The sequence below is a fragment of the Bdellovibrio bacteriovorus HD100 genome (genome assembly GCF_000196175.1).
In the GTDB taxonomy this organism is placed as follows: domain Bacteria; phylum Bdellovibrionota; class Bdellovibrionia; order Bdellovibrionales; family Bdellovibrionaceae; genus Bdellovibrio; species Bdellovibrio bacteriovorus.
This window is the reverse complement of the sequence record NC_005363.1, coordinates 2,247,353-2,269,526: the sequence shown is the minus strand read 5'-3', so window position 1 is coordinate 2,269,526 and position 22,174 is coordinate 2,247,353. Positions and strand designations below refer to the sequence as shown.

The following is a 22,174-nucleotide window of genomic DNA, read 5'->3' as shown; positions in this document are numbered from 1 at the left end:
CTAATCTAGCAAAGGCGCCGAAAAAGGTCACTTGTTTAAAAGGTGGAAAGGGTATTCGCCTATAGGCGTTCTGGCCGGGCACGGGCATTGAAGTAAAGCTCATTGATGGGAGGCCCATGGCTTTCAAACAAGTCCCCGTTTTGGGGGCCCTAAACACATCTTTAATCGGGTTCATGCTGCTGGTTTTGACCCCGTTTTTTGCGTCTGCGCAGGTGCAGACCGAGATGCGTTTATTCTCGGATTCTTTCATTAGCCCGACCTTTGAGGCCGCGGAAAAGACCAATTATCAGTTTGTCGGAGCCCAGTTAAAAAGCGACACCTTCAGCGAGGCGCCATTTAAGATGGACGTTTCCGGTGGGGTGGCGATCGGGGCCCCGTTGCTAAATTACCTCAATATTTCCGAGTTCTATCTGGAAACGCGCCTCAGTGAAACTGAGAATTTCTATATGGGACGCAAGAAAATGCTGTGGAATGAACTGGATGCCCGCTGGGATCTGGGTGTGTGGGAGCCATTGTTCAAATGGAATCCTTTGAACGCCGAAAGCCAGGGTTTGACCGGGATTTTCTGGCAGGTGGATAAGCCGTATTACACGCTTCTGCTGTTTGCTTCTCCGATCTTTATTCCGGATCAGGGACCCAGTTTTGATATTGAAAATGGCAGCTTTGTGAAGGGGAACCCCTGGTTCCGCCGTCCTCCAGAAAGCATCCGAATCTGGGAAGAGGCCACGGCCATTGATTATACTTTCGAAAAGCCCTCCGAAACTGAAGTTGTCTTGCAAAACTCTTTTGGTATGAAACTGGCCTTTGGCGATCCGCAAGGGTTGCGCGGGCAACTGGCTTACACCTATAAACCATCCAATCAATTGGCCATCGGTTACGAGGGAAATCTGAATGTCGCTGAACTAAAAGGGGCCGTGAATCTGCAGCCTCAGGTCTTCTATCACTCGCTGGTGGGTGGTGATATCAGCTATAAATCCGATCGCCTGCGCGTGGGCGTCAGTGGTCTGTATGACAGGCCAAGTAAAGATGAGATCTTTGAAGAAAAGTGGACCCATCCGACATTTGAAGACGCCGTTTTGGTCAGCCCGTTTGTCGAGTGGACTAATTCCTATTTCGGTGTAGCCTTGCAGCACCTGGAAATCTATGGCGGTAAGGTCACTGAAGAGGGCGAACTTGCCAATGAAAACCGCGCACCTCTGATGACCCGTTACCCTTATCAGCAGGCAACACAGTTGTCTTTGATGGGGAACTTCAGCTTTAAACGCACGAAGAAGCTGATCACCAAGGTCAGCTATACGCATTCAGAGAAAAACAAGTTTGACCTGATACGTGTCAGCGCCCGATTCCGCCTGTCGGGCCTGTGGTCCTTCATCGGCGAAATGCAAATGGTCAAGGCCGAGCCGGCAAGCCAGGAAAACCAAAACGATATCGCGCAATTTGAAAACAACGACCGCCTGATGTTAGGAGCCGCCTATGTCTTCTAGAGCTCGTAACAAGGCTTTTATGGCCGTTTCCAAGAGGGCTGCATCTTTGATTTTGGTGTCGGCATTTGGTCTGTCTTCCGTGGGTTGCAGTGATTTCCTGAATGGGAAAAAGGCTGAACCTGAGGTGATTGAGTTCTCGGATACTCGTTTTGCTTGTCTTCAGGTGATCCCGCAGCATTTGGAAAAGTTCTCAGTAGGAGAGGCGAAAGAGTCTGAAATCCGTCAGGGCTTTGACTGTATGACGGATGCTTTGACTTACTTTAATAAAAAGACCTTCGGATCTTTGGATAATGCCTACACCGTCGAGGAAATGCGCCGTTTCTTTGGCAAGTACTTCCTGAAAAAGAACAATGTGACTCCGGAATTTGCCGCTGAGCTGATGAAAATCAAGCGTGCGCTTTTGGGCGGCTCAACCAGTCATATCACCAAGGACGAAATCGTGCGTCTGGTGGAAATTCTGGGCCTGTTGCGTGATGAATCCATCGAGCTGTCTCCTCATGTGAAACTGCTTTTGAATCAAAATCAGAACGACAAGACCGAGTGGGAACAGATTTCCGCAGCGGTGGATCAGTTGCGCCGTTCCCTGCAACGATTGCTGGAAAAAACCCAGATCGCCAAGTCTGATTACAGCTTTGATGACGCCAAAAAAGCCCTGTCCGGATTTGCCGAATTCATCCGTGGTGCAGAGCCTTTTGCGCCTTACCAAAAATACAGCCAGTGGGTTCCGATGGTGGAATCCGTCAAAGTCGTATTGATGGGCCGTCGTGCACATTTCGCCGGACTTTATCAGTGGAGTGAAAGTCTTGATACGCTGTTGGATCTGTACGAACTGGCATTGAAGTACCACTATGTCATTGGCGACCTTCAGTTCACCAACGCAGCAAAGGTCCGTCAAACCAGTCAGTTCCTGGCGCAAGGGCTGGAGCTTCTTTTGAATTCTCATCAGATGAAAACATCGGGCCGCATTCCGGTTGAAGACATCGACAATCTGATCAATCAGATCTTGCCTTCAGCCACGGACCTGATACGGCCCAAGTCTTTGATCAAGGCCTACAAGGCTGTTTTGATGAAGATCCTTGATCCGGCGCGCATGGCGGACTCCCGCAGTCTGCTGGGTTTGGAGAAAAAGCACATCCTGAGCATTCAACGCGAACTGAATATCTTCCGCTTGCATCAGAGTTTCATCGACAACATCCCGATGGATGCGCTGGGTGGTGCAGTCACGCAAAAACAACTGGTTGAGCACTATAACAAGTTCAACAAATCCTATGTGATTGAAAAAGGCCTGACCGATGACGCCTTTGAGCAAAAGGCCTTGGAAGACGCGTGGGCGGACATTGGCGATTTGATCAAGAACCCGACGATGGTGAACTTCAATGCCGATGGGCGTTTGATCATTTCAGCCTCGGCCAGTCAGACCAAACAGACCTGGGCGGCTTTGACCAAGTTCAACTTGATGCGTGTTCTGTCGCGCATGCTGATGTTGGGTTATGCTGACAATGTCGGCGGCCGACTCAGTCAGTCCCAGATGAGCGAAAAGGGTCTGGTGTCCTGGTATGAGGACTTCCAGGAATTGGGTCTGGATCTGAAAGCCTTTGATCCGCGTTCGGCGAACTCCGGTTCCCGCAGTTTCCTGGAGGCGAACTTCTTCACCTTCAGCGGTAACGGCAACGACGGCATGGATCAGAAGGAAACCTTCGAATTTGTGACCACGCTGTTCTCGGCGGGGCTTGGGACTTCCAATGCCGTGTCTGATCATATGAAGCTGGCTCAGTGTGCGACTCCGGAAAAGGACGTCTTTGGCTTTAACTTTTACAAAGAAGACTGCTTCCGCGAACAACTGCGCAAGCATATCGGTGTGTACTTCAATAACATGCCGGGCATGGTGAATTATGTCAGGGGCCTTAATGCCCAGCAGTGGAAGCAGTTCTTTGATTATCTGCTGGCGGCTTCGGTGACGCCAACCCAGCGCCCGGGTTTGATTGAAACGGCAAACGTGCGCACGATGGTCACGATCCTTCATTATATTGAAACCATCATGGTGATTTACGATACGGACCACAACCAGGGTCTTTCGGTGGATGAGGTCTATGCGTCGGCGCCAAGATTTATGTCCTTCTTTAAAAAGGTGAACCCGGGCACTTATGAATTCCTGATCAAGGAAGGGTTTGCGCATCTGGTGTTCTATGGCGAAATCCCGGGGGCTGGTGGCATAGCCAGCTTCCAGTTTAAAAAGATGTGGGGCATTGACGATGCTCAGCGCATGGAAATCGCCCGTCTTTTCGGCACCCTCAAGGACCAATTGAACAAGGTTGAAAACTAGGTTAGGCTCCGGGACATGCTGCGGCTTGTTCTGGTGCTGACAACCTGTTTTGTGTCTTTTATGGCACAGGCTTCATCCTCGATGGATGAAGAGGTTCCTATTATTCTGCGCGAACCCGCGATGGAAATGCCCAAACCCCTGCCTGAGGCCCGCGGGCGCATTGATTCCTTCATCGACAATAAGACCCTGCGTGTGATCACAACGGCCAGTGACTGGTACATCGGCGAAATGGTCGCCATCGAGTCCCAGACGCCTTCTGTGGGCATCGTGGGCTTCGTCGAGATTACCGGCATAGAGAACAAACAAGACGGCACCTATGAGCTGATCTGCGAACTGCAGCGCCAGTCCCGCATGAACTTTATCCAGATCGGCGATCAGGTCATGCATCTGGATTTAAGCTCTGAAAACAATCGTTATAAGGGCACCACCGATCTGATCATCAAAAAAGGCACCAAAGAAACCTCGTCCAAGTACAAGCCTTTGTTCACGCAAGGTATCGCAGTCGGTGAGACCGCAGAAACCCTGTGGGAGAATGAATTCCTGATCACCTGGTACGGTCAGGTGAACTATGGCTGGAAAGAGTGGCTGACGGTTTCTTCGATCATCCCGGCGGACATTCTGGGGGCTTACAATGCGACGATCAAATCACGTCTTTACCAGTCCGCTTCCAATAACTTTGCCGGCGGTCTGAACTTTGCGCGCATTCCGAATGAAAATCGTTCCACGCTGAATTTAAATATCTACTGGGATTCAATTTCTTCTGAAAGTGTGATCTCGCACACGCTTTTGTCCGTGGCGCTGTTCAGTTTTGAAGATGCCGCCAACACCACTGCGATCAAGTCCCTTGGAACAAGCTCCTTCCAGACGGGTTATGAATTCATCCTCGACAACTGGGACCGTGTTTTGTTGGGTCCGTCGTACAACTTCGAATCCAAAGCGGTCGGGGGCTATCTCAGCTATGTCAAAATCTGGGATCAATTCCATCTGAGCTTCTCGCTCAACTCCACCGACATCACCTCCCTAAAATACGCCCCCGAAGACGGCTACTATCTGCTGTTCGACGCGTATTGGAGATTCTAAAATGAATCGTTTTTTTGTTGCGACACCGCTGGATTTTGAAAAGTTGGCTTTGGCTGAAATGAAAGAAGTTTGGCCGTTCCTTTTGGGGAAAGATGCCAAACCTCATTCTTTGCCGTTTCCGGAAGTCACGGTGCTTGAGGGCGGTTTTGAATTCGAGACAGAATTGTTCATTGGTCTGCAGCTGAATTTCTTCCTGAAGACGGCCAATCGTGTGTTGCTGCGAATGACTTCATTCAAAGCGAAAGATCTTCCCAAGTTCTATCAAAAATTCAAAGCCCTGCCGTGGATCGATTTTCTGCCTCACGCCCATGTCGAGTGGGAAGTGGCGGCGCAAAAAAGCCGTTTGAACAACGAAAAGCGCCTGCAGGAAAGTGCCGAAGCCGCCCTGACTGAAATTTTTAAAGGTGTTAAAGGCAAAGAAACCTGCGCCAGCATTTACATCCGCATGGATGATGACAATTGCACGATCAGTCTTGATTCCACGGGTGAACATCTGCACAAGCGCGGCTGGGCCACACTAAAAGGGGAAGCCCCTCTGCGTGAGACTTTGGCGGCGATCCTGTTAAAGGAAATCATCGGCAACAGCAACCCGGCAGAGACGGCGCAAATCACTCTATTGGATCCAATGATGGGTTCAGGCACCTTTCTGTGCGAGGCGCGCGCCCTGTGGGCCGGGCAGTTTGTTCGGGACTTTGCCTTCAAAAAATGGAAGCGCGCCCCGAAGCTTTTCCAGTCTTCCAGTTTTGCTTTGAACTATAAGCTGCCTGCGACTCATCCGTTTAAGGCTTATGTGGGTTTTGATATTGATGCTGATATGATCCCGGCCGCGGAGGGAAACTTCAGCGAAGTGGAACGTCAGCTTCAGGCCGTGCAAAAGGCGGCATTTGTGAAAGCGCCTCACAAGTTTATTCATGGCAATTCTCTGGAGGCCAGTGAGGATGTGGGGCCTTCGTGGTTGGTGGTGAATCCGCCTTACGGAGAGCGTCTTCCGGTGGCCGGAAGCGGGGGGCTGAAGGCCCTGGCCAAGCTTCTCTGTGAGCGTCATAAGCCCTTGAAACTGGGTATTCTTTACCCTGAAAAAGAGCGTCTTGGGACGGTGCCAGCCGGCTATAAACTGCTTAAAGAGGTTAAAATCAACAATGGCGGCTTGCGCTGCCTGTTCACAGTTTTGACACGTCTGTAAATTTTCAGGAATTGGTTAGAATTATTGAAGGAATCGACGGACCCACTGGCGGAAAACGTCCTTTCCGGCTACATTCCTTTTCCATGAAAACAGCCAAACTACTTTCAGTCCTATTTATTTCATCTGCACTTTTGACGACAGCATGTACGCCGAAAGACGAAGCGGTTACTTCCGATGCCGTTCGTAAAAAAATCATCGCGCAGAATGAGCGCAAGAACAATAAGAACAAAAAAGCCGGTCAACAGGGCTTCAAGTTCCAGTTCGGTTCTTTCTCCAGCACCACACTTATCGTGGGTAAGCAGCTGGAAGGTTTGGAAGTGCTTCGTTACGCTCTGGATTCCCAGGACGTTAACAAGTCTGTTTATAAAGCGGAAGTGACCAAGCGTGATGACGGCGGCGACACAGTGAAGCTGGTGGCTGATAAAGTTGTCACTGCCTACACAACATCCAAAGGTGAATTCGCGAACACTTTGACTAAAACCTGGGACATCGATGTGACTTACGTTGATGGTCAAGTGGCGACGGTGAAGGCTGTTTCTAAAAAATCCCGCAACTCTTTGGATCAGAAGAATCTGGAAAAGACCTTCGTGAACATGAACGAAGACGAAGCTGTTGTTGAAGCGCTGAACGAAAACGGCGTTTTGAAAGTCAGCATCACGGCTAAAGGTGTTATCAATGGCCGTCTGAAAAATGCAGCGACTCGTGAACAGTACGAGTTCTCTGAAAAACTGGAAGTTTCTTTGGAAGAGCTTCTGGCAGGAAAAGCAGCAGTGAAAAATGCTGACGCGAAACTTGATTATATCAAAGAAGGCGGCAAACCGTGGACCTCATCTTTGAAAGCCGGCAAAATGGCTGTTGAGCTTCAGGGTCTTTGCAACGTGGCGATCTTTGATACGGTGATGAAGGGTAAAAACCCTAAGAACATGATCTCCACCGCTGAAGGAATTGAAGTGACTCAGTCCAGCTTCAAATCCACTTACGGTGCTTGTGGTTCCCGCCCAACCATCGATCTTTCTTTGATGCTGATCTACTAATCAGTTCTCAAATTCAGAGCATAAAAAAAGCCGCGATCTCTCGCGGCTTTTTTATTTTGAGCTTCTGAAGACTACTTCTTTTTCGTCTTTTTAGCGTCTTTAGCGGGCTTTACTGCTTTGGCAGGAGCTTCATCCTTCACCGGGGCTTTCGCCGGGCCACGCTGCTTCAGACGAACATACAGCGGGAAGTGATCGGCCACGCCGATTTGACGGTCATAGTCCCAACGCAGGGGGTACTTGCCCTTTTTCAAGTGAACTTCATCGTAGCGGATCACGTCGATTGTACCTGGCTCCATTTTATAGCTGCCGGAGCCTTTTTCCAGAAGCGCTTTGGAATAGATGTGCGCATCCAGGAAAGACCAGCTCTTACGATAGTTGTGGGTGCCCGGGCACTCTTTGCAGCCTACGAAGTGGGAAACGTCACCCACCGGGCTGAAGGTGTCGCGGAAGATGTTTTCTTTGCTTTCTTCCTCGTGGGTGATGTTCAAGTCACCACCAGCAATAACCATGGTGTCAGGTCCCTTGTCTTTGATCAATTTAGCCACGAACTCTGCAGCTTGTTGACGCCAGTAAGTCGGGTTGGCCTGGGACGGGAAGTGGGCTGTCAGGAAGGTGATAGGATCGCCATTTGGCGCCTTCAAAGTCACTTCCAGAACGCCACGGGATGCTTCCATCCATTTTTTGTCTTCATCGTTTTTGGGTTTCCAAGGAATCGGGTGCAGGACTGGTTTTCCAACCACTGGCAGGCGGGACATCAAGCCCAGGTCGATACCACGCTTGTCCGGGCCCTCGATCAGAACCACGGTGCTGTAACCGGCTTTTTGCAGGTACTTTTTATTCCAGATGTTCAGAACGTTTTCGTTCTCAACTTCGATCAGCATCAGAACGTCAGGGCCGTTGCCGTCTACCCCCAGTACAACCTTACTTAGGTTTTGCAGCTTTTTATCCAGCTGCTCCTCGCTCCAGTCCGTGGAAAGGCACTCGGACACGCGGTAAGAGCTGTCGTTGGTGTCTTTGCAGGCTTGAACGATTTTCGGATCCTTCTGTTTCACCGCCAATGGCATATAAGTGTAGTCATTGCGGTTTTCATCGTGGGTCGTGTCGAACAGATTTTCGACGTTGAACGACATCACGGAAACCTCGTCAGCGGCCTTCGGTGGTAGGCTAAACTCGGCCTTTTTGAAGGTGACGGCACAGCCAACAAGAAGGGACAGAAGAAGAGCAAGGGTCAGGTTCTTAAGTTGCAGTAAATTTTTCATGTCCTCAGTTGTAAGGGAAGGGGACAGGGGACTCAAGTTGAAAGAGTTTTAGGAATTTATTGAGACTCATACTGTCTAAATATTCGCTATTGTGTAACGTGGCGCACTATGGCATATTTCCAGCGAATTTGATCCCTTAAGGAGCTTCCATGTTTAAAAAGGCCCTGGCACTTTCCCTTGTTTTCTCCTGTCTTGCCCCTTTCGCTCAAGCTCAAGAGCGCGAAGAAAGCATGGTGATGTCTGTCGGCGATACTTTGCGCAGAAACTGGAACTTCACCCTTTTCAACGTGGTTTCCCAGGCCAACATGAAGCCCGGCAAGGAACAAACTGACGGCCGCTCTCAGGACTCTTACACCTACATCAGCATGAACTACAAAGTGAACGCAGATGAAAAAGCCTCTTTGCGTGTTCCGTTCATTTTCAATACTGCAGGTCAGAATGAATACGGCGATCAGGTGAAGTCTGAAACCATGCTGTCAGATGTGCATCTGGTTTATTCCATGTATGACTTGGGTTATATCGGCGACATCGACCTTTCTGGTAACGCGAAAGTTTACCTTCCTACCAGTGAGTTCTCTCAAGACTCCGGCCTGATCGCAAAATTCCGTGCGGAACTTTATCTGGAATATTCTATTGGCAGATTCTCTTCCATCAGCTACGGCATCAAACCGGATTACTACTGGCAGAGCCGCACGGCGAGCTTCAACTATGACATGCCTCAGTTCGATGACGGGAACTATGTTTCCGACCCTCGTCAGGCGAACAAACAGGCTTCCTTGGAGCACTTCCTTGAAGTGGTTGCTGATATCAACAAGTACTTCTCTTTCAAACCTCGTATCGGGATTGAAGAAGACTGGTATCACTCTTCCACAATCGAAGGCATCGAGCCTCGTCACGTAACCAAAGCGTTTTATCAAATCAGCCTTGGTATTCGCCCGGTTCGTGGCATCAGTTTCCTGGTGGGGGCAACTAATACGACGACTTTGAATTCCTACCGTGGCAAAGACATTGCCTTCGGTCAGCCGGAAAACACCCAGTACTTCGTAATGACCAACGCGTTCTTGTTCTAGATTTTAAATTCGTGATGTTCCCCTGTGAGCGGGTTGGTAAACGCCAGCTCACAGGCTTCAAGTTCGATTCTTTCCTCGTCCCAGACTTTCACAGCTCCATACGCCACATCGCCCACAATGGGATGACCTTCTGCTGATAGCTGCGCGCGAATCTGATGCGTGCGCCCGGTGTGAAGCTTGATGCGCACTTCACTCATTTCGTTTTCTAGCTTTGAAAACTCAAGAATCTCAAGAAGGCATTCCTGCCACTTGGGTTGCAGTTCTTTGCTGACCACTTTCGGTGCACGCGGGGAGGGCTCCATATAATGTTGCAGCAATCCGGTGGAAAGGCTGTGCCCCTGGACGCGGGCGCGATAGATCTTGTTCATTTCACGCGCGATCAGCAATTTGTTGAACTCGGTCTGAAACTCAGGGGATTTCGCATAGACAATCAATCCGCGCGTGGGCACATCCAGACGGTGAGTGACGTAGACGTTTTGATGGAGAGTCTGCTGCAAGTACGACTGAAGATTTTCATGCAGATTATCAACGCTCGCGTGAACCGGCAGGCCCGAGATTTTGTTGGTGACGACAAAGTGTTCGTTCTCAAAGACGATACGGGATCTCCATTGACCGTCGTTGGCGGTGAATCGGCGTGGTTTAGTGTGGACCCTGATATAGTCGCCAACAGAAACCGAGGAATCTTCTGTCGTGCGCTGATGATTGTGGTAAATGGCACCCAGATGCAGAAGAAACTCAATTTGTTCACGATCAAGTTCCAGATTGCCTAATAATACATCACAAAGCCCACCCGCTTGGGGGCTTAATATATGTCTAACTCCGTATTCAAATCCTCTGGCACTCTGCATATTTCAATCTTCTGTTAGAAACACTCATAGCACGGTGTAGCAAGGGTGTTCAAGTGAGACAGTTTCATCCATAGTAAGGTCCTCAAGGAGAGATGCAGCTTGGAGTTTGCTAACGAGCCAATATTTCAATGGATGTCTCAGTTTGCGTATCAGCCGGGGATGGTTTACGCCGGTTTGATCGCGATGATGGCATTATCTGCCGTTGGTTTCCCGCTGCCGGAAGAAGTCACCCTGATTAGCGTGGGTATTTTGGCCTTTATGGGTGCCCACCCTGCGCATTTCCCGCCCCCTTATGAGGGCGCCCCTGTCGTCAATGTTCATACCGCCGCCATCATAGCCTTTACGGCCGTCGTGGCCAGTGACACCCTGATCTATGTGATAGGAAGGGTGTTTGGACGAAAGCTTCTGTATCACCCCAGAGTTCACAAGTTCTTCCCTGAGCACATGATGAAACGTGTGGAAGAGTGGACTCACAAATACGGCGCCTATGCTTGTGGTATCTTCCGTTTCACTCCGGGTTTGCGTTTCCCAGGGCACTTGGCCTGCGGGATGTTGAGATACCCAGTGTGGAAGTTCCTGGTTATCGACGGTATCGCGGCCTTGATCAGCGTGCCGACTCAGATTTACCTGCTGGCGCATTACGGAGAGCCGATCCTGAAGTACCTGCGTCAGTTCAAGCTGGTTCTTTTCGGAATCATCGGTCTTTTGGTTATTTACTTTGTCGCCAAGAAAATCCATCAGCGCTGGGCGGCCCGCGCTGCCAGTCGCTAAAAAGAAAAGCCCAGCTCGAAGCTGGGCTTTTTAGTTTTTAATGCAAGCAAACATCTTATGCAGCGTTGCTGCCGAAGACCGCTTCCGGAGTCACCTCGCAGCACAGGTGCAGGCTGACGGGTTTTGAGTGGAACTTAGGCTCCACGTCCTTCCAGAAGATTTTCTCATAGCCACTTTGCAGGGCAAAGATCTCTTCGCGGATTTTGAACAGCAAACCAGCAGGGGAACCCAGCAGCCAGTCCATCTGAACGAGATAGAAGGCTTCTTCCAGCTCCATCGGGCTCAAGGATTCGATGAAGTTTTTCGGCAGATTGTCCACCAGGTGGCAGGCATTGTGGGAATACTTATGGAAGGCTTTTTCCATCGGGTTCACCAGCAGTTTTTCCACACGGCTGTCCGGAGTTTTAGGGCCCGCAAACGGCTGAGAGAACTTTTTGAAGTTCCAGTACAACAAGGCATCATTCACCACATATTCCGCGCGCGGCAGATAGTCGGTGATGGCGTCCACTTTAACACCTTCATGGGATGGGTCTTCAACGTGAGCGTTGTGATCCACAGCCACCAGGCTTCTGAGGTTGTACAGGAAAGAGTAAAGATACTGAAGTTTGTCGACAAACGGTTTAGAGAAGTTCAAACCGAAGTTGTACATCAATGGCTGACCCATTTTGGTTTCAAACCAGCTGAAGCTGTCCAGAAGCGGCCACAAAGCCGTCAGGTCCACACCCCAGGGTTTCAAGGCCGTTTCAAAGTGTTCATTGAAGTTGGATTCAAACTCGGCACACAGTTCCGGATTCACAACCGCGATGTGAGACTGCAATGCACGCACGCGTGGCAAAGAGCGTTCGTAAAGCTCGGTGTGTGGATCCAATGCCTTCCAGGCTTCGCTCGCAAAGTTATAATCCAGGTGGGGAGTTGCCACCGGGCTTTTGATGTAGTGATTCAATTTGACCAAAGACAATCCTACCAAGGCGTCAGACATGTACTTGAACGGCTCAGAGGCTTTGAATTTATCGTAAGCAGATGGTTGATTCCAGAATTGAACCTTCACAGGTTTCCAGGTGGAACCCTTTTCCATGGTGACATCAAAACCCAAACGCAAGCTTTTATGCTTCATACATACTCCTACATGTCTGTTGTTATCGGTTGAACTGCGGCCTTGTTCGAGTCCGGGTTTTCAGGATATAACCTAGACCTATGGTTGGATTTGGCTATTGGATCGATGCTCACGGACACCTTGCGGACCTGCGATGGCAGGGACAGGTGGATACTATTATCGACGAGGCCCGCACCAAGGGCATCGCCTTCTTTATGCAGGGCGGGGTTGATCCCGAGGACTGGCAACGCCAGCGTGAAATCAAAGCTCGTTATCCCAGCCACATCGGCCTTTGTTTTGGACTGCACCCGTACTGGGTTGCGGCCCACGATGATGATGAATGTGAGCAGGCTCTGGATCTGCTGGCGCAGGCACTGCCCGAAGCCGACGGTTTGGGGGAGCTGGGCTTGGATTTCCGCCCCAATATCATGAAAGACTCCATGGAGCGGCAGATTGGCGTATTTGAGCAACAGTTGGAACTGGGACATATCACGGGGAAGCCCTTGGTTTTGCATCTGGTGCAGGCCCACGAGGAAAGTCTTAAGATCATGGACGTGTGGGGGCTGCCAAAGCAAAAAGGCATGGTACACTCGTTCAATGGCAGTGCTTATAAGGCGCAGGAGTTCCTGCAAAGGGGCCTTATGCTGTCCATTGGAGGCCCGGTGTGTCGCCCGGACAATCAGAAGCTGCATCAGGCGGTGCGTGAAATCCCCCTGGAACAGCTTTTAATTGAAAGTGACAGCCCGGATCAGGGGCCTCCTGCCTATAAAGGCCGCTTAAATCCCCCAGAAAGCATCTGGGAGGTGGCAAGAACTATAGGGGAGCTAAAATCACTTGATCCTCTGGAAATATTAGATATCACTACTGCAAACTTTCGGAGACTTTTTCATGGAAACCACACAATCACCTAATTTGCCTCAACCTCAAGAAACTGAGTACGTTTTGCACCGCCGTTTCGATCGTATGGGGCGCCTGGTTGGAGACGAGGTGATGAAACGCCTTTTCAACACTCACGTGATGGTGATTGGTTTGGGCGGCGTGGGCTCTTGGGCTGCGGAATCCCTGGCTCGTTCGGGCGTCGGCAAGCTGACGATCATCGATTTCGATGAAATCTGCATCACCAACGCCAACCGCCAGTTGCATGCTTTGCAAGGCCTGGTGGGTAAAAAGAAGGCCGAAGTGATGGGCGAGCGTCTGCGCAAAATCAACCCGCAGAACACCGTCACTGTGATTCCGGAATTCTACAACGCTGAAAACTCGGAAATGATGTTGTCCCATAAGCCGGACTATATTGTGGATGCCATCGACAACCTGACGGCAAAAACCCACTTGCTGGCGACCTGCCGCGAGCGTGGTATCAAAGTCATCACTTCCGGTGGTTCTGCGGCGAAGATGGATCCACTTCGCATCAAGAAGGCGGACTTGGCTGATACGTATGTTGATCCCATGGCCGCTCAAGTACGAAAAATGCTGCGCCAGAAATATGATTTCCCGGAAAAGAATTTCGGCATTCCTTGCATCTTCTCGGATGAAACTCCGATTCAGCCGGTGGAGCTGAAATACGACAACGGTCAGGGTTTCAAATGCGTTTGCCCGAAAGGTCAAAACGATCTGCACAGCTGTGACAGCCGTAACGTGATCTGGGGAACTGCGAGCTATGTGACGGGGGCTTTTGGTTTGGCCATGGCTTCTCATATCGTGAATGAAATCCATGCTCAAGTTTGGGCGGAGGCAAAAGCATGATCGTTCTAGCCTGGTTCATCCTGATAACTTTGATTATTCTGTTCAGCTTTGGCTTCCTGGGTGCCACCTTCTGGCACTGGTATAAAGAGGGCAAAGCCAAAAGAAAAGCGGCCGCTGTTGCAGCCGCCTCTGTTCAAAACTAAATTCCAAATTAAATACCGACACCGGCCGGATTTGGTATCGCGATATTGATACTGGCTTTGTCTCCGGAAGAATCAAATGGCGTCACCTTCACGGTGTCGCCATTTTGCCATGTGTACGAGCCGGGAACTTCAATGGCATCTTTCATGCTTTCCTTGGCTCCAAGGTTCACAAGAGCCGATCCGGATCGATAGATTTCCATGCGGTATTGATACTGTGCTTTCTGCGTCAGCCCGATGTGTGAGATGGCCTGGGAAAATCCTCCGGTGCTGGTTGTGCCGCCAACATACAGAAATAGAAAGTTCTTTCCATTTTGATTGCTGATACTGGATTCTGCGCCTGCGGCCGGAATCGTTGTCGGCGAGTATGTGAAGCGAATGTCGACGGAAACATTTGAAGTTCCTCGAGTGCCCGCGGTGATCGGTTGCATCGAGTCGCTGGAGCTGTAACCCGCAAGGTTGCTCATATCAAAGTCGACGGACCAGATGCCATTCTCAGGACAAAACACAGAATTTTTTTGCGTGACTCCGTAAGCCCCCAAAATGATGACAAGATTGCCGGGCTTGCAAATGCCGGTAAGCACAGCGGCTGTCGTGTTTTCATCATAAATTCCAAACAGGGGTGTGTTGTTGGCTTTGAATACGGCCGTGAATCCGCTTTGCGACGAGCCCAGATTGACTTCACTTTCCACGTTGGCAACGGCTGGAATCAGGTGCGCTTGAAGCACGCAACCGGTTGAAAAAAAGACAGATGAAAGACAGAGCAGAACGTACCGAAAGTTCATAAGGCCTCCGGTATAACTTGTCGGAGCAATCGCGAGGCTTTAATAGGATAACCAGTATGAACCCGCGCATTTCGTTCCCGGTCGTGATGGGAACGACCCAGCTTGAGACATCATAGATCGCCACAAGCTGGGGGCGGGCCTTCGAGCGATGCTGTTTACGGTCTGTATCGTTCGCAGGCTGATACAATATCCAGATCACTGATGTTTTCACAGCGGCCATTGATTTCAATTCCCCACGCCGCCGGCAGGCCTCTGAGGTTCTCGCAACGAGTGTTGTAGTCCACCGCGGCCACCATGTTCCCAGAGCAGGAATCAGAGTTAAAGATTTTCACAGCGCCCGGTGTACTGGCCCCTTTAAAGGCCTCGCACGCCTTGGCGGGTGCGGTGTCGCTGATGTTCTGACACTTGCCATCGATTTTCACGGCCCAGGCGCTGGAACCAGTACTTTCGAAGTTTTCGCATCGAGAAGCTGCGCTGACAGCGGCGATCGCATTGCCCGAGCAGGAGTCAGAAGTGAAGATTGTGATGGCGCGAGGATCTGCTCCGCCTTTGAATGATTCGCAGGCTTTTACGGATGAAGTATCTGAGATATTCAGGCACTGGCCATTGATGCGAACAGCCCAGGTGTCGCCTGCAGAAGAAAATCTTTCACAGCTGGAACCCGCACTGACAGTGCCAATCAGACTGCCAGAGCAGGAGTCGGAGCGGAACAGCTCCACCGATCCGTAAGACGGCGGGGGAGGATAAGATCCGCCACCCCCCAGGGCCTGGCGCAGAAGTTCTTCAGCGGAAGTTAAGCGGTCGCTCACATAGCGCAGGCGTTCTTTTTGGTCTGGACTGGAGACTTGGCCCATGACCAAGCGGGTTTGCTCTTTGGCAACGGTGATTTCCTCAAGACTGCGGCTGACTTTGGCGTCGTCAGCGGCCAGAGAGATGGAACAACACAGGGACATCAACAAACTGACAGTGGCGGTTCTGAAAAGCACAAACATCTCCTTTGTGGTGACAGCATTTTAAGGCAAGAAAGACCTTACAACCTTTGTGCCAAACCAAAGTGACACCGGGAATCACAAGGGGGGGCTTCTTGTTTTTTTTCAAAGTCCGGCGGTAAAATAATTGGTGGAGGCCTTGTCTATGAAGATCAAGATTCCTTATCAGGATAAAATCACACTTGGATACTCGTTGGCGCGATCCGCGGGCTTCGCAGCCCAGCAGTGGACCCTGCCGTTGTTTGAGTTTATCACCACGGGGGCCAAGAAGTCCCACAAGGCCCTGGAGCCACACAAACTGCGCCTGGCGTACCGCGAGCTTTTCCGACTGCTCAAAAAAGACAGCGAAAACATCGCGCAGGGGATTTATCCGGTTGAGGTTTTGAAGCCTGAAACTGTCGCCCGCCATTTTATGCGCTATCCGCGCATCATTTATGACGGCTATTCCATTGCCAAGCGCCGTAAAGACAAGTCCGCGCACGATTTTGATGCCGAAGCCGAAAACTTCATGAAGGATCTTCCGGAATACTATCAACGAAACTTCCACTTTCAGACCGGGGGCTATCTGACCCGGGAATCTGCGGAGCTTTACGAACATCAGGTCGAAATTCTTTTCTCGGGATCTGCGGATGCCATGAGACGTTTGATCATTCCTCTGGTGAAGCAGGTTCATCCGGGTGACGGCACAGGCTTGCATTTCCTCGAGGTGGGCGCGGGGACCGGGCGACTGACTCGTTTTATGAAGCTTGCGTATCCCAAGGCCAAAATCACTGTTCTGGATCTGAGTTATCCCTACTTAAAAAAGGCCCAGGATAATTTGCACGAATTTGATCGCCTGGATTTTGTGCAAGGGGCGGCGGAAGACCTGCCGTTCCAGGATGCCAAGTTTGATTTTGTTTACTCCTGCTTCCTGTTCCATGAGCTGCCTCACGAAATCCGCCGTCAGGTGATCCGGGAGGGCTTCCGGGTGCTGAAGGCGGGGGGATGTTATGGCCTTGTGGACTCATTGCAGGCCGAGGACACCCACGACTTTGAATGGGCGTTAGAGCAGTTTCCCGTGGATTTCCATGAGCCGTTCTACAAAAACTACACTCAGAATCCGATGGAAGGGCTGCTTGCAGCGGCCGGTTTTGAGGGGCTGCATAAGGATCAGGGATTTTTTGCCAAAGCCCTTTTGGCGCGTAAACCCTCAGAGTAGTGTCGTTTTTTTCAATTGGCATTTTCGAATCTCTGGGGTGAGTTAACACTCCAGAAGGACTGACTTTTTTAGACTTGTGTTTTCTTTTGTTTCTGGTAGTTTCCATGCCACTTGATAAAAGCTAGAAACTTTCAGGAGAAATCATGGGTCCTATTACTCAGTTTATCGATCATCACTACCGTCACTTCAACGCTGCTGCATTGAAAGATGCTGCTAAAGGCTACAAACTTCACATGGACAACGGTGGCCAGATGCTAGTGACTTTGGCAGGTGCCATGTCCACAGCAGAACTGGGTCTTTCTTTGGCTGAAATGATCCGCCAGGGTAAAGTTCATGCGATTTCTTGCACAGGTGCGAACCTTGAAGAAGACGTGTTCAACCTGGTTGCGCACAATCACTACGAGCGCATCCCGAACTACCGTGATTTGACTCCAGCTGACGAACAAAAGCTTCTGGAAAGACACTTGAACCGTGTTACTGACACCTGCATCCCTGAAGAAGAAGCCATCCGTCGTATCGAGAACGTGGTTCTTGAATACTGGCAGGATGCGGATTCTAAAGGTGAGTCTTATTTCCCGCACGAATTCATGTACAAAATCCTTCTTTCCGGCAAATTGGAACAGTACTACCAGATCGATCCAAAAAATTCCTGGTTGTTGGCTGCGGCTGAAAAGAACCTTCCAATGGTTGTTCCAGGTTGGGAAGATTCCACTTTGGGTAACATCTTCACTGGTCACATCATCAAAGGTGACATCAAAAAATCCACCACTGTTAAAGGTGGTATCGAGTACATGAAAACCTGGGCAGAGTGGTACATGGCGGCTTCCAAAAGAGCTCCCGTGGGCTTCTTCCAAATCGGCGGAGGTATCGCTGGTGACTTCCCAATTTGCGTTGTTCCAATGCTTGAACAAGACTTGGGTCACGAAGACATTCCTTTGTGGAGTTACTTCGCTCAGATCTCTGATTCCACAACTTCTTACGGTTCGTACTCTGGTGCGATCCCGAACGAAAAAATCACCTGGGGTAAATTGTCTCCAACAACTCCTAGCTACATCGTTGAATCCGATGCAACTATCGTTGCACCTTTGATCTTTGCTTACGTAATGGGTAAATAGTCTAGGGAAATCTGAAATTGACTACTCGAAAGGGCTCCGTTTCCGGAGCCCTTTTTATTTGGTGAACTGCTATTGTCTGATGCTTTTGTCGTAGGTTTTTTCTTTGGATGCCATTTGACCCGGGATCGCAGATTCACTGAAGGCCGGATCCATGACCGTTTCGACCTTGAGTATTCGATCCACTGGGAATCCCGCCATTTGGGCGTGCTTTTTCACGATTTCCTCGTTGGGAGCCACATAGATGCAGAAGATTGAATCATCGGTAACAAAGCTTTCCAGCCATTGAATCTCACCACCCAGTTTTTTCAGAACATCATTGGAAACCTGGGCCATTTTCTGCATTTCCTCCTGGGTGCTGTGGCCTACTCCAGGTACTTTTCTTTCGATTACATATTTAGGCATAATTCCTCCCTTATTAGTTTGGCATTATTCTTCACCTCGCAGGGTGTTTTAGGAATTGTTCTTTCCATGTAAATGAACACTGTATCGATTAAATGTGTGCAGCGACGTAATTAGTCATCGCTTGATTTAGTGTCAGGTACGGGAAAGCATGGGGATATGAAGATTGAACAGCTTTGTATCTATCCCCTGAAGTCCGCACGTGCGCAGAAGATCAACCAGATGACCATGACCCATGAAGGTCCGGTGGGGGATCGCCAGTGGATGCTTGTGGATGAAAACGGAAAATTCATTTCTCAGCGAACTTTGCCGAAGCTTGCGACGGTGGAGGTGTTTTATGAAGACACAGCCCTGACGGTGGGTTTTCAGAAGATGTTCTTTAAAATCTCCACAAACAATTCTTTTAAGCGTCAGGTAAAGGTTCAGGTTTGGAATGACACCTTTGATGCGGCCTTGGAACCGGATTTGTATTCCCAGGCGCTGTCCCAGTATCTGGGGGTGAACTGCCGCCTGGTCCGCTATGCGCCGTATTCCCAGCGCCGTGTTCTTTCCACCGACAAGGCGTGGAAGCCTGAGGTGCGTTTTGCCGACGGTCGTCCCGTGCAATTGATCAACACGAAAAGTCTGGAAGAGCTGAATTCACGACTGGCTGAGCCTGTGGGTGTGGACCGCTTTCGCGGTAATATCATCTATTCCGGACAAATGCCTTTTGAAGAGGACAAGTGGAAGAAAATCCGCGTGGGTGATGTGGTTTTCTCGCAACCGAAGCGCTGTTCACGCTGCACGATCACCACGATTGATCAGGCCACGGGTGTGGCGACGGGACCAGACCCCCTGAAGACGTTAGCGGGCTATCGTCGTGAGGGCAGCTCTGTCTTTTTTGGCACGTTGTGGATCCCGGAAAACACCGGAGTCATCAAGCTGGGTGACAACCTGGAAGTTCTTGAATAGCCGGGCTGTCAGAACAGTTCCCCGGACATGTCCAGGCGATAGGCTGTACCATCCAGTATTTTAAAAGATTTGTCATTGGAGTCCCACAGCACATCGTTCAGACTCCGGTACTTGCTCATAGGGAAGTTCAGGGTTTGAACGCTGCCGGTTCCAAAACTCAGATTTTCTGATCCGTCACTTTGCCATGACTTCATGACAAGGTTTTGGCTGTAATCAAGACCGAAGACATACAGATTTCCCTTTGAATCAATGGTCAATGCATCCGCACCCCAGATATTGGTGTCGATCCAAAAGTCCGTAGTGGTTTGTATATATCCGTTTCCAGACCCGAATGACGGGTCCAGGGTCCCGTCGGGTTTATAGCAGTTGATGAAGATCATGGCGTCCCACGAGGGCATCTCATAGCCATCAAACACCGTATAGAGTCGCCCATCCGGGGCAAACTCAAGCCCCATTGTGGCGTGTTCTGAATCGGTGTCCATGCGAAGTTCCACATAGCCATCTCCGCTGAAGTTGGAATCGACATAGCCATTTGCTGCTATCATCAACAGGAACTGGGCCGGTTCCATAGAGCCATCATATGAAAGACCTGCTATCACCGTACGGCCATCGGCGGCTTGTTTCATCGAAATCAGGTCATAGACATCGCCTGGAGGGATCGTGATCACGTTCAACCCTGAGCCTCCGAAACTCATGTCCCGAGTCCCATCCTCCAGAATTTTTGCAGTGATAATGTTGTCACCGTTGCTAAGGATTCCCACGGACTCGCCATTGTCGTGAAATGCGCAGAACCAGGGATAGGCATTGCTGCCGTTGTTGATGGTTTCTGTGTAAATCCCATTGATCCCGAAACTTAAATCTCGGCTGCCGTCGGGATGAAATTTTGCAATTGAAAACTTTGTTCCTGTGGATTCGCCGCACACCATGATACTGCCGTCGGCCAAATGTTTCAGGGTCAATATTTTTTCATAGTCGTTCTGAAAAATATCACGAAGATAGCCGTCGTCACCAAATTCAGTCTGAATGACACCGGATTTGTCCGTTTTAACAATGAAGCCTTTTGCCGATCGGGCCTCGAATCTTCCCGCATACAAAAAGGTGCTGTTATCAACTTTGTATTGCGTGTCTGGTGTGCCGTTGTCGGCGGCTGCGGCGAAGATGGACTCGTGTATTCCTGCGCTGGCAAAGCCGGGGACCGGATTCATCGAGGCATCGAACTGTCGAATCAAAGCCGAATAGAAAAGTGGCTCAAGGGTGGTGCCTTGACCAGCCGTGATGATTTCACCAGCCGGAGCAAAGCGTAGCAGGCGAAGATTATCGCTGCCGTTGTAAGTGATCGTGCCACCTGTGCCGTGGGAGGCATCCAGGGTCCCGTTATAGTTGTATTGGGAAAGAAGAACCTTGCTAAATGTTCTTAAGTTGTCATAGGGAAAGGACAGTCGCTGGGTTTCCGTATAGGCAATTTGAATGTCGTTGTTGGAGCTTCCGTCAAGAACACCTCTGACATCAAGTACGCCATAGCTTAATGAAGCGTGGGTGAACATCAGAGTCCCGGTCGCATTAAAGCCGGTGTCAGGGGTTCCGTTGAGGTTGCAGACGACAAGCAAGCCCTGGTCTCGTTGATTTGAGCCGCCCGCAGTGGCCGTGTTTCCGAAAATAACCAGACGATCATTGTTTATTTTTCTTAAGCCGATCCAGCGAATCGTGTCGACGGCCGCCGTTGAAGGGTAGGAGGTCGTAAAGCCACCATCTTCGACGCCGTTGATATTGAACTTCCGCAACTTCACCCGGTCCGCGGACTGCACGTGATTGAGCAGATAGATTTCGCTGTCAGAGACATACAATATATCAACCGGATTTTCAGCACCCGCCGCGTTCGGGAAGATTTGAAGTCCTCCGCTACCGTGGTTCGTATCAAGGGTGCCGTCGGCGTTTATCAGCAAAGTTGTGGCCTTGTATTGGGTGTCCAGTCGATAGGACGCTACCATAATCTGTCCAGAGCCCGTGATCGCCATTTTCCGGCCATAAACGGTGTTGCCAGTTTCTGTGTGATTGTATACGCCGTCGGTTCCAAAGCCAGGATCAATTTGCCCCGAAGTTGAAAGTTTCAGAACATTGAAGCCATTTGAAGTAGGGTTGGAAAAAAGGATGTATGTGCCGTCAGCAGAAGTTTTCATGTCCACAATGCCGTAAAGGGTGCCGCCGGGAAGCTCGACATAACCATCTTTCCCGTAACTTGTATCAAGAGAGCCATCGGGATTGAGTCTAAAAACAAGCGGCTTGGTATAGTCATAGGTATTTTGCTGGTACATCTGTCCGACGATGATCTTGCCGTCGGTTTGAGTGTTCAGCAGCCGGGGATTCATGTTTACTTTGTTGGAGCCATTGATTTTTAAGACGCCAGACACCCCGAAGTTATGCATCTGGCTTGAAGGCGCGGTTTCAGATTTGAGTGTCAGATCCAGAATGTCAGCTTCCAACGTGCAGCCAGTGACTGTCGCGGCAAAAAACAATAGACCCACTATGGGAAGTGCTCTTTGAGTAAAAAAAATCATAAAACGCGCAGAAATACTCATATATTATTGATCGGTTCAAGCTGAGGTAATCTCAAGGCAGGTTTACCTTCTGAAAGTGGATGTGGCTTCTATTGCAGCTACTTAATCGATGTGTCTCATTTTGCGACGACGGAACTGACACTTTCGGCGCGCT

Annotated in this window: 20 protein-coding genes; 13 read left to right on the top strand and 7 right to left on the bottom strand. The window is 50.1% G+C overall.

Annotation, left to right across the window (positions count from 1 at the left end):
- The first annotated feature begins 116 nt into the window (after positions 1–116).
- The 5 genes from BD_RS10820 to BD_RS10800 all read left to right on the top strand — a co-directional run bounded on the left by BD_RS10820 (position 117) and on the right by BD_RS10800 (position 7,104).
- A complete protein-coding gene (locus BD_RS10820; protein ID WP_011164786.1) occupies positions 117–1,484 on the top strand; it encodes a hypothetical protein in 1,368 nt (455 codons plus the stop codon).
- Complete coding sequence (locus BD_RS10815) at positions 1,474–3,807, top strand: hypothetical protein (RefSeq protein WP_144313851.1); 2,334 nt, start codon at positions 1,474–1,476, stop codon at positions 3,805–3,807. The genes BD_RS10820 and BD_RS10815 overlap by 11 nt, the downstream gene beginning before the upstream one ends.
- Before the next feature lie 60 nt (positions 3,808–3,867).
- On the top strand, positions 3,868–4,887 hold the full coding sequence (locus BD_RS10810; protein WP_226988171.1) for a hypothetical protein: 1,020 nt from the start codon (positions 3,868–3,870) through the stop codon (positions 4,885–4,887).
- Between the two features lies 1 nt (position 4,888).
- A complete protein-coding gene (locus BD_RS10805) occupies positions 4,889–6,070 on the top strand; it encodes a THUMP domain-containing class I SAM-dependent RNA methyltransferase (RefSeq protein WP_011164783.1) in 1,182 nt (393 codons plus the stop codon).
- A gap of 83 nt (positions 6,071–6,153) precedes the next feature.
- Positions 6,154–7,104 (top strand): hypothetical protein, encoded by a 951-nt coding sequence (locus BD_RS10800; RefSeq protein WP_144313850.1) that lies wholly within the window; start codon positions 6,154–6,156, stop codon positions 7,102–7,104.
- A 71-nt stretch (positions 7,105–7,175) separates the two neighbouring features.
- Here BD_RS10800 and BD_RS10795 read toward each other — a convergent pair whose 3' ends face one another.
- Entirely contained in the window at positions 7,176–8,363 is a 1,188-nt protein-coding gene (locus BD_RS10795) for an endonuclease/exonuclease/phosphatase family protein (protein WP_011164781.1), read from the bottom strand.
- Between the two features lie 149 nt (positions 8,364–8,512).
- Here BD_RS10795 and BD_RS10790 point away from each other — a divergent pair, with 149 nt between their 5' ends.
- Positions 8,513–9,433 (top strand): hypothetical protein, encoded by a 921-nt coding sequence (locus BD_RS10790; protein ID WP_011164780.1) that lies wholly within the window; start codon positions 8,513–8,515, stop codon positions 9,431–9,433.
- Here the strand turns inward: BD_RS10790 and BD_RS10785 are convergent.
- Positions 9,430–10,281, bottom strand: coding sequence for an RluA family pseudouridine synthase (locus BD_RS10785; RefSeq protein WP_011164779.1), 852 nt, complete (start codon positions 10,279–10,281; stop codon positions 9,430–9,432). The two genes, BD_RS10790 and BD_RS10785, sit on opposite strands and share 4 nt — an antisense overlap.
- A gap of 132 nt (positions 10,282–10,413) precedes the next feature.
- Here BD_RS10785 and BD_RS10780 point away from each other — a divergent pair, with 132 nt between their 5' ends.
- Positions 10,414–11,052, top strand: coding sequence for a DedA family protein (locus BD_RS10780; RefSeq protein WP_038449629.1), 639 nt, complete (start codon positions 10,414–10,416; stop codon positions 11,050–11,052).
- A gap of 55 nt (positions 11,053–11,107) precedes the next feature.
- Here the strand turns inward: BD_RS10780 and BD_RS10775 are convergent, their stop codons facing one another.
- Complete coding sequence (locus BD_RS10775; RefSeq protein WP_011164777.1) at positions 11,108–12,166, bottom strand: hypothetical protein; 1,059 nt, start codon at positions 12,164–12,166, stop codon at positions 11,108–11,110.
- Between the two features lie 80 nt (positions 12,167–12,246).
- Here BD_RS10775 and BD_RS10770 point away from each other — a divergent pair, with 80 nt between their 5' ends.
- From BD_RS10770 to BD_RS18265, 3 genes are read left to right on the top strand one after another with little or no spacing between them, the layout of a single operon-like run.
- Entirely contained in the window at positions 12,247–13,056 is an 810-nt protein-coding gene (locus BD_RS10770; protein WP_011164776.1) for a TatD family hydrolase, read from the top strand.
- Positions 13,034–13,888 (top strand): tRNA threonylcarbamoyladenosine dehydratase, encoded by an 855-nt coding sequence (locus BD_RS10765; RefSeq protein ID WP_038449626.1) that lies wholly within the window; start codon positions 13,034–13,036, stop codon positions 13,886–13,888. The genes BD_RS10770 and BD_RS10765 overlap by 23 nt, the downstream gene beginning before the upstream one ends.
- On the top strand, positions 13,885–14,031 hold the full coding sequence (locus tag BD_RS18265; protein ID WP_011164774.1) for a hypothetical protein: 147 nt from the start codon (positions 13,885–13,887) through the stop codon (positions 14,029–14,031). The genes BD_RS10765 and BD_RS18265 overlap by 4 nt, the downstream gene beginning before the upstream one ends.
- Positions 14,032–14,039: 8 nt before the next feature.
- Here the strand turns inward: BD_RS18265 and BD_RS10760 are convergent, their stop codons facing one another.
- Together BD_RS10760 and BD_RS10755 are read right to left on the bottom strand one after the other, a co-directional pair.
- On the bottom strand, positions 14,040–14,813 hold the full coding sequence (locus BD_RS10760; protein WP_011164773.1) for a hypothetical protein: 774 nt from the start codon (positions 14,811–14,813) through the stop codon (positions 14,040–14,042).
- A 155-nt stretch (positions 14,814–14,968) separates the two neighbouring features.
- Complete coding sequence (locus BD_RS10755) at positions 14,969–15,805, bottom strand: hypothetical protein (RefSeq protein WP_011164772.1); 837 nt, start codon at positions 15,803–15,805, stop codon at positions 14,969–14,971.
- Positions 15,806–15,947: 142 nt separating this feature from the next.
- On the opposite strand from BD_RS10755, the gene BD_RS10750 reads away from it, so the two are divergent.
- Positions 15,948–17,000, top strand: a complete 1,053-nt coding sequence (locus tag BD_RS10750) for a class I SAM-dependent methyltransferase (RefSeq protein ID WP_226988170.1) — start codon at positions 15,948–15,950, stop codon at positions 16,998–17,000.
- A 143-nt stretch (positions 17,001–17,143) separates the two neighbouring features.
- On the top strand, positions 17,144–18,115 hold the full coding sequence (locus BD_RS10745; protein ID WP_011164770.1) for a deoxyhypusine synthase family protein: 972 nt from the start codon (positions 17,144–17,146) through the stop codon (positions 18,113–18,115).
- 69 nt (positions 18,116–18,184) lie between these two features.
- Here the strand turns inward: BD_RS10745 and BD_RS10740 are convergent, their stop codons facing one another.
- A complete protein-coding gene (locus BD_RS10740) occupies positions 18,185–18,517 on the bottom strand; it encodes a DUF4242 domain-containing protein (RefSeq protein ID WP_011164769.1) in 333 nt (110 codons plus the stop codon).
- 156 nt (positions 18,518–18,673) lie between these two features.
- Here BD_RS10740 and BD_RS10735 point away from each other — a divergent pair, with 156 nt between their 5' ends.
- On the top strand, positions 18,674–19,465 hold the full coding sequence (locus BD_RS10735) for an MOSC domain-containing protein (protein ID WP_041583568.1): 792 nt from the start codon (positions 18,674–18,676) through the stop codon (positions 19,463–19,465).
- Between the two features lie 8 nt (positions 19,466–19,473).
- Here BD_RS10735 and BD_RS10730 read toward each other — a convergent pair whose 3' ends face one another.
- Entirely contained in the window at positions 19,474–21,987 is a 2,514-nt protein-coding gene (locus tag BD_RS10730; protein WP_231839137.1) for an NHL repeat-containing protein, read from the bottom strand.
- Positions 21,988–22,174 lie beyond the last annotated feature (187 nt).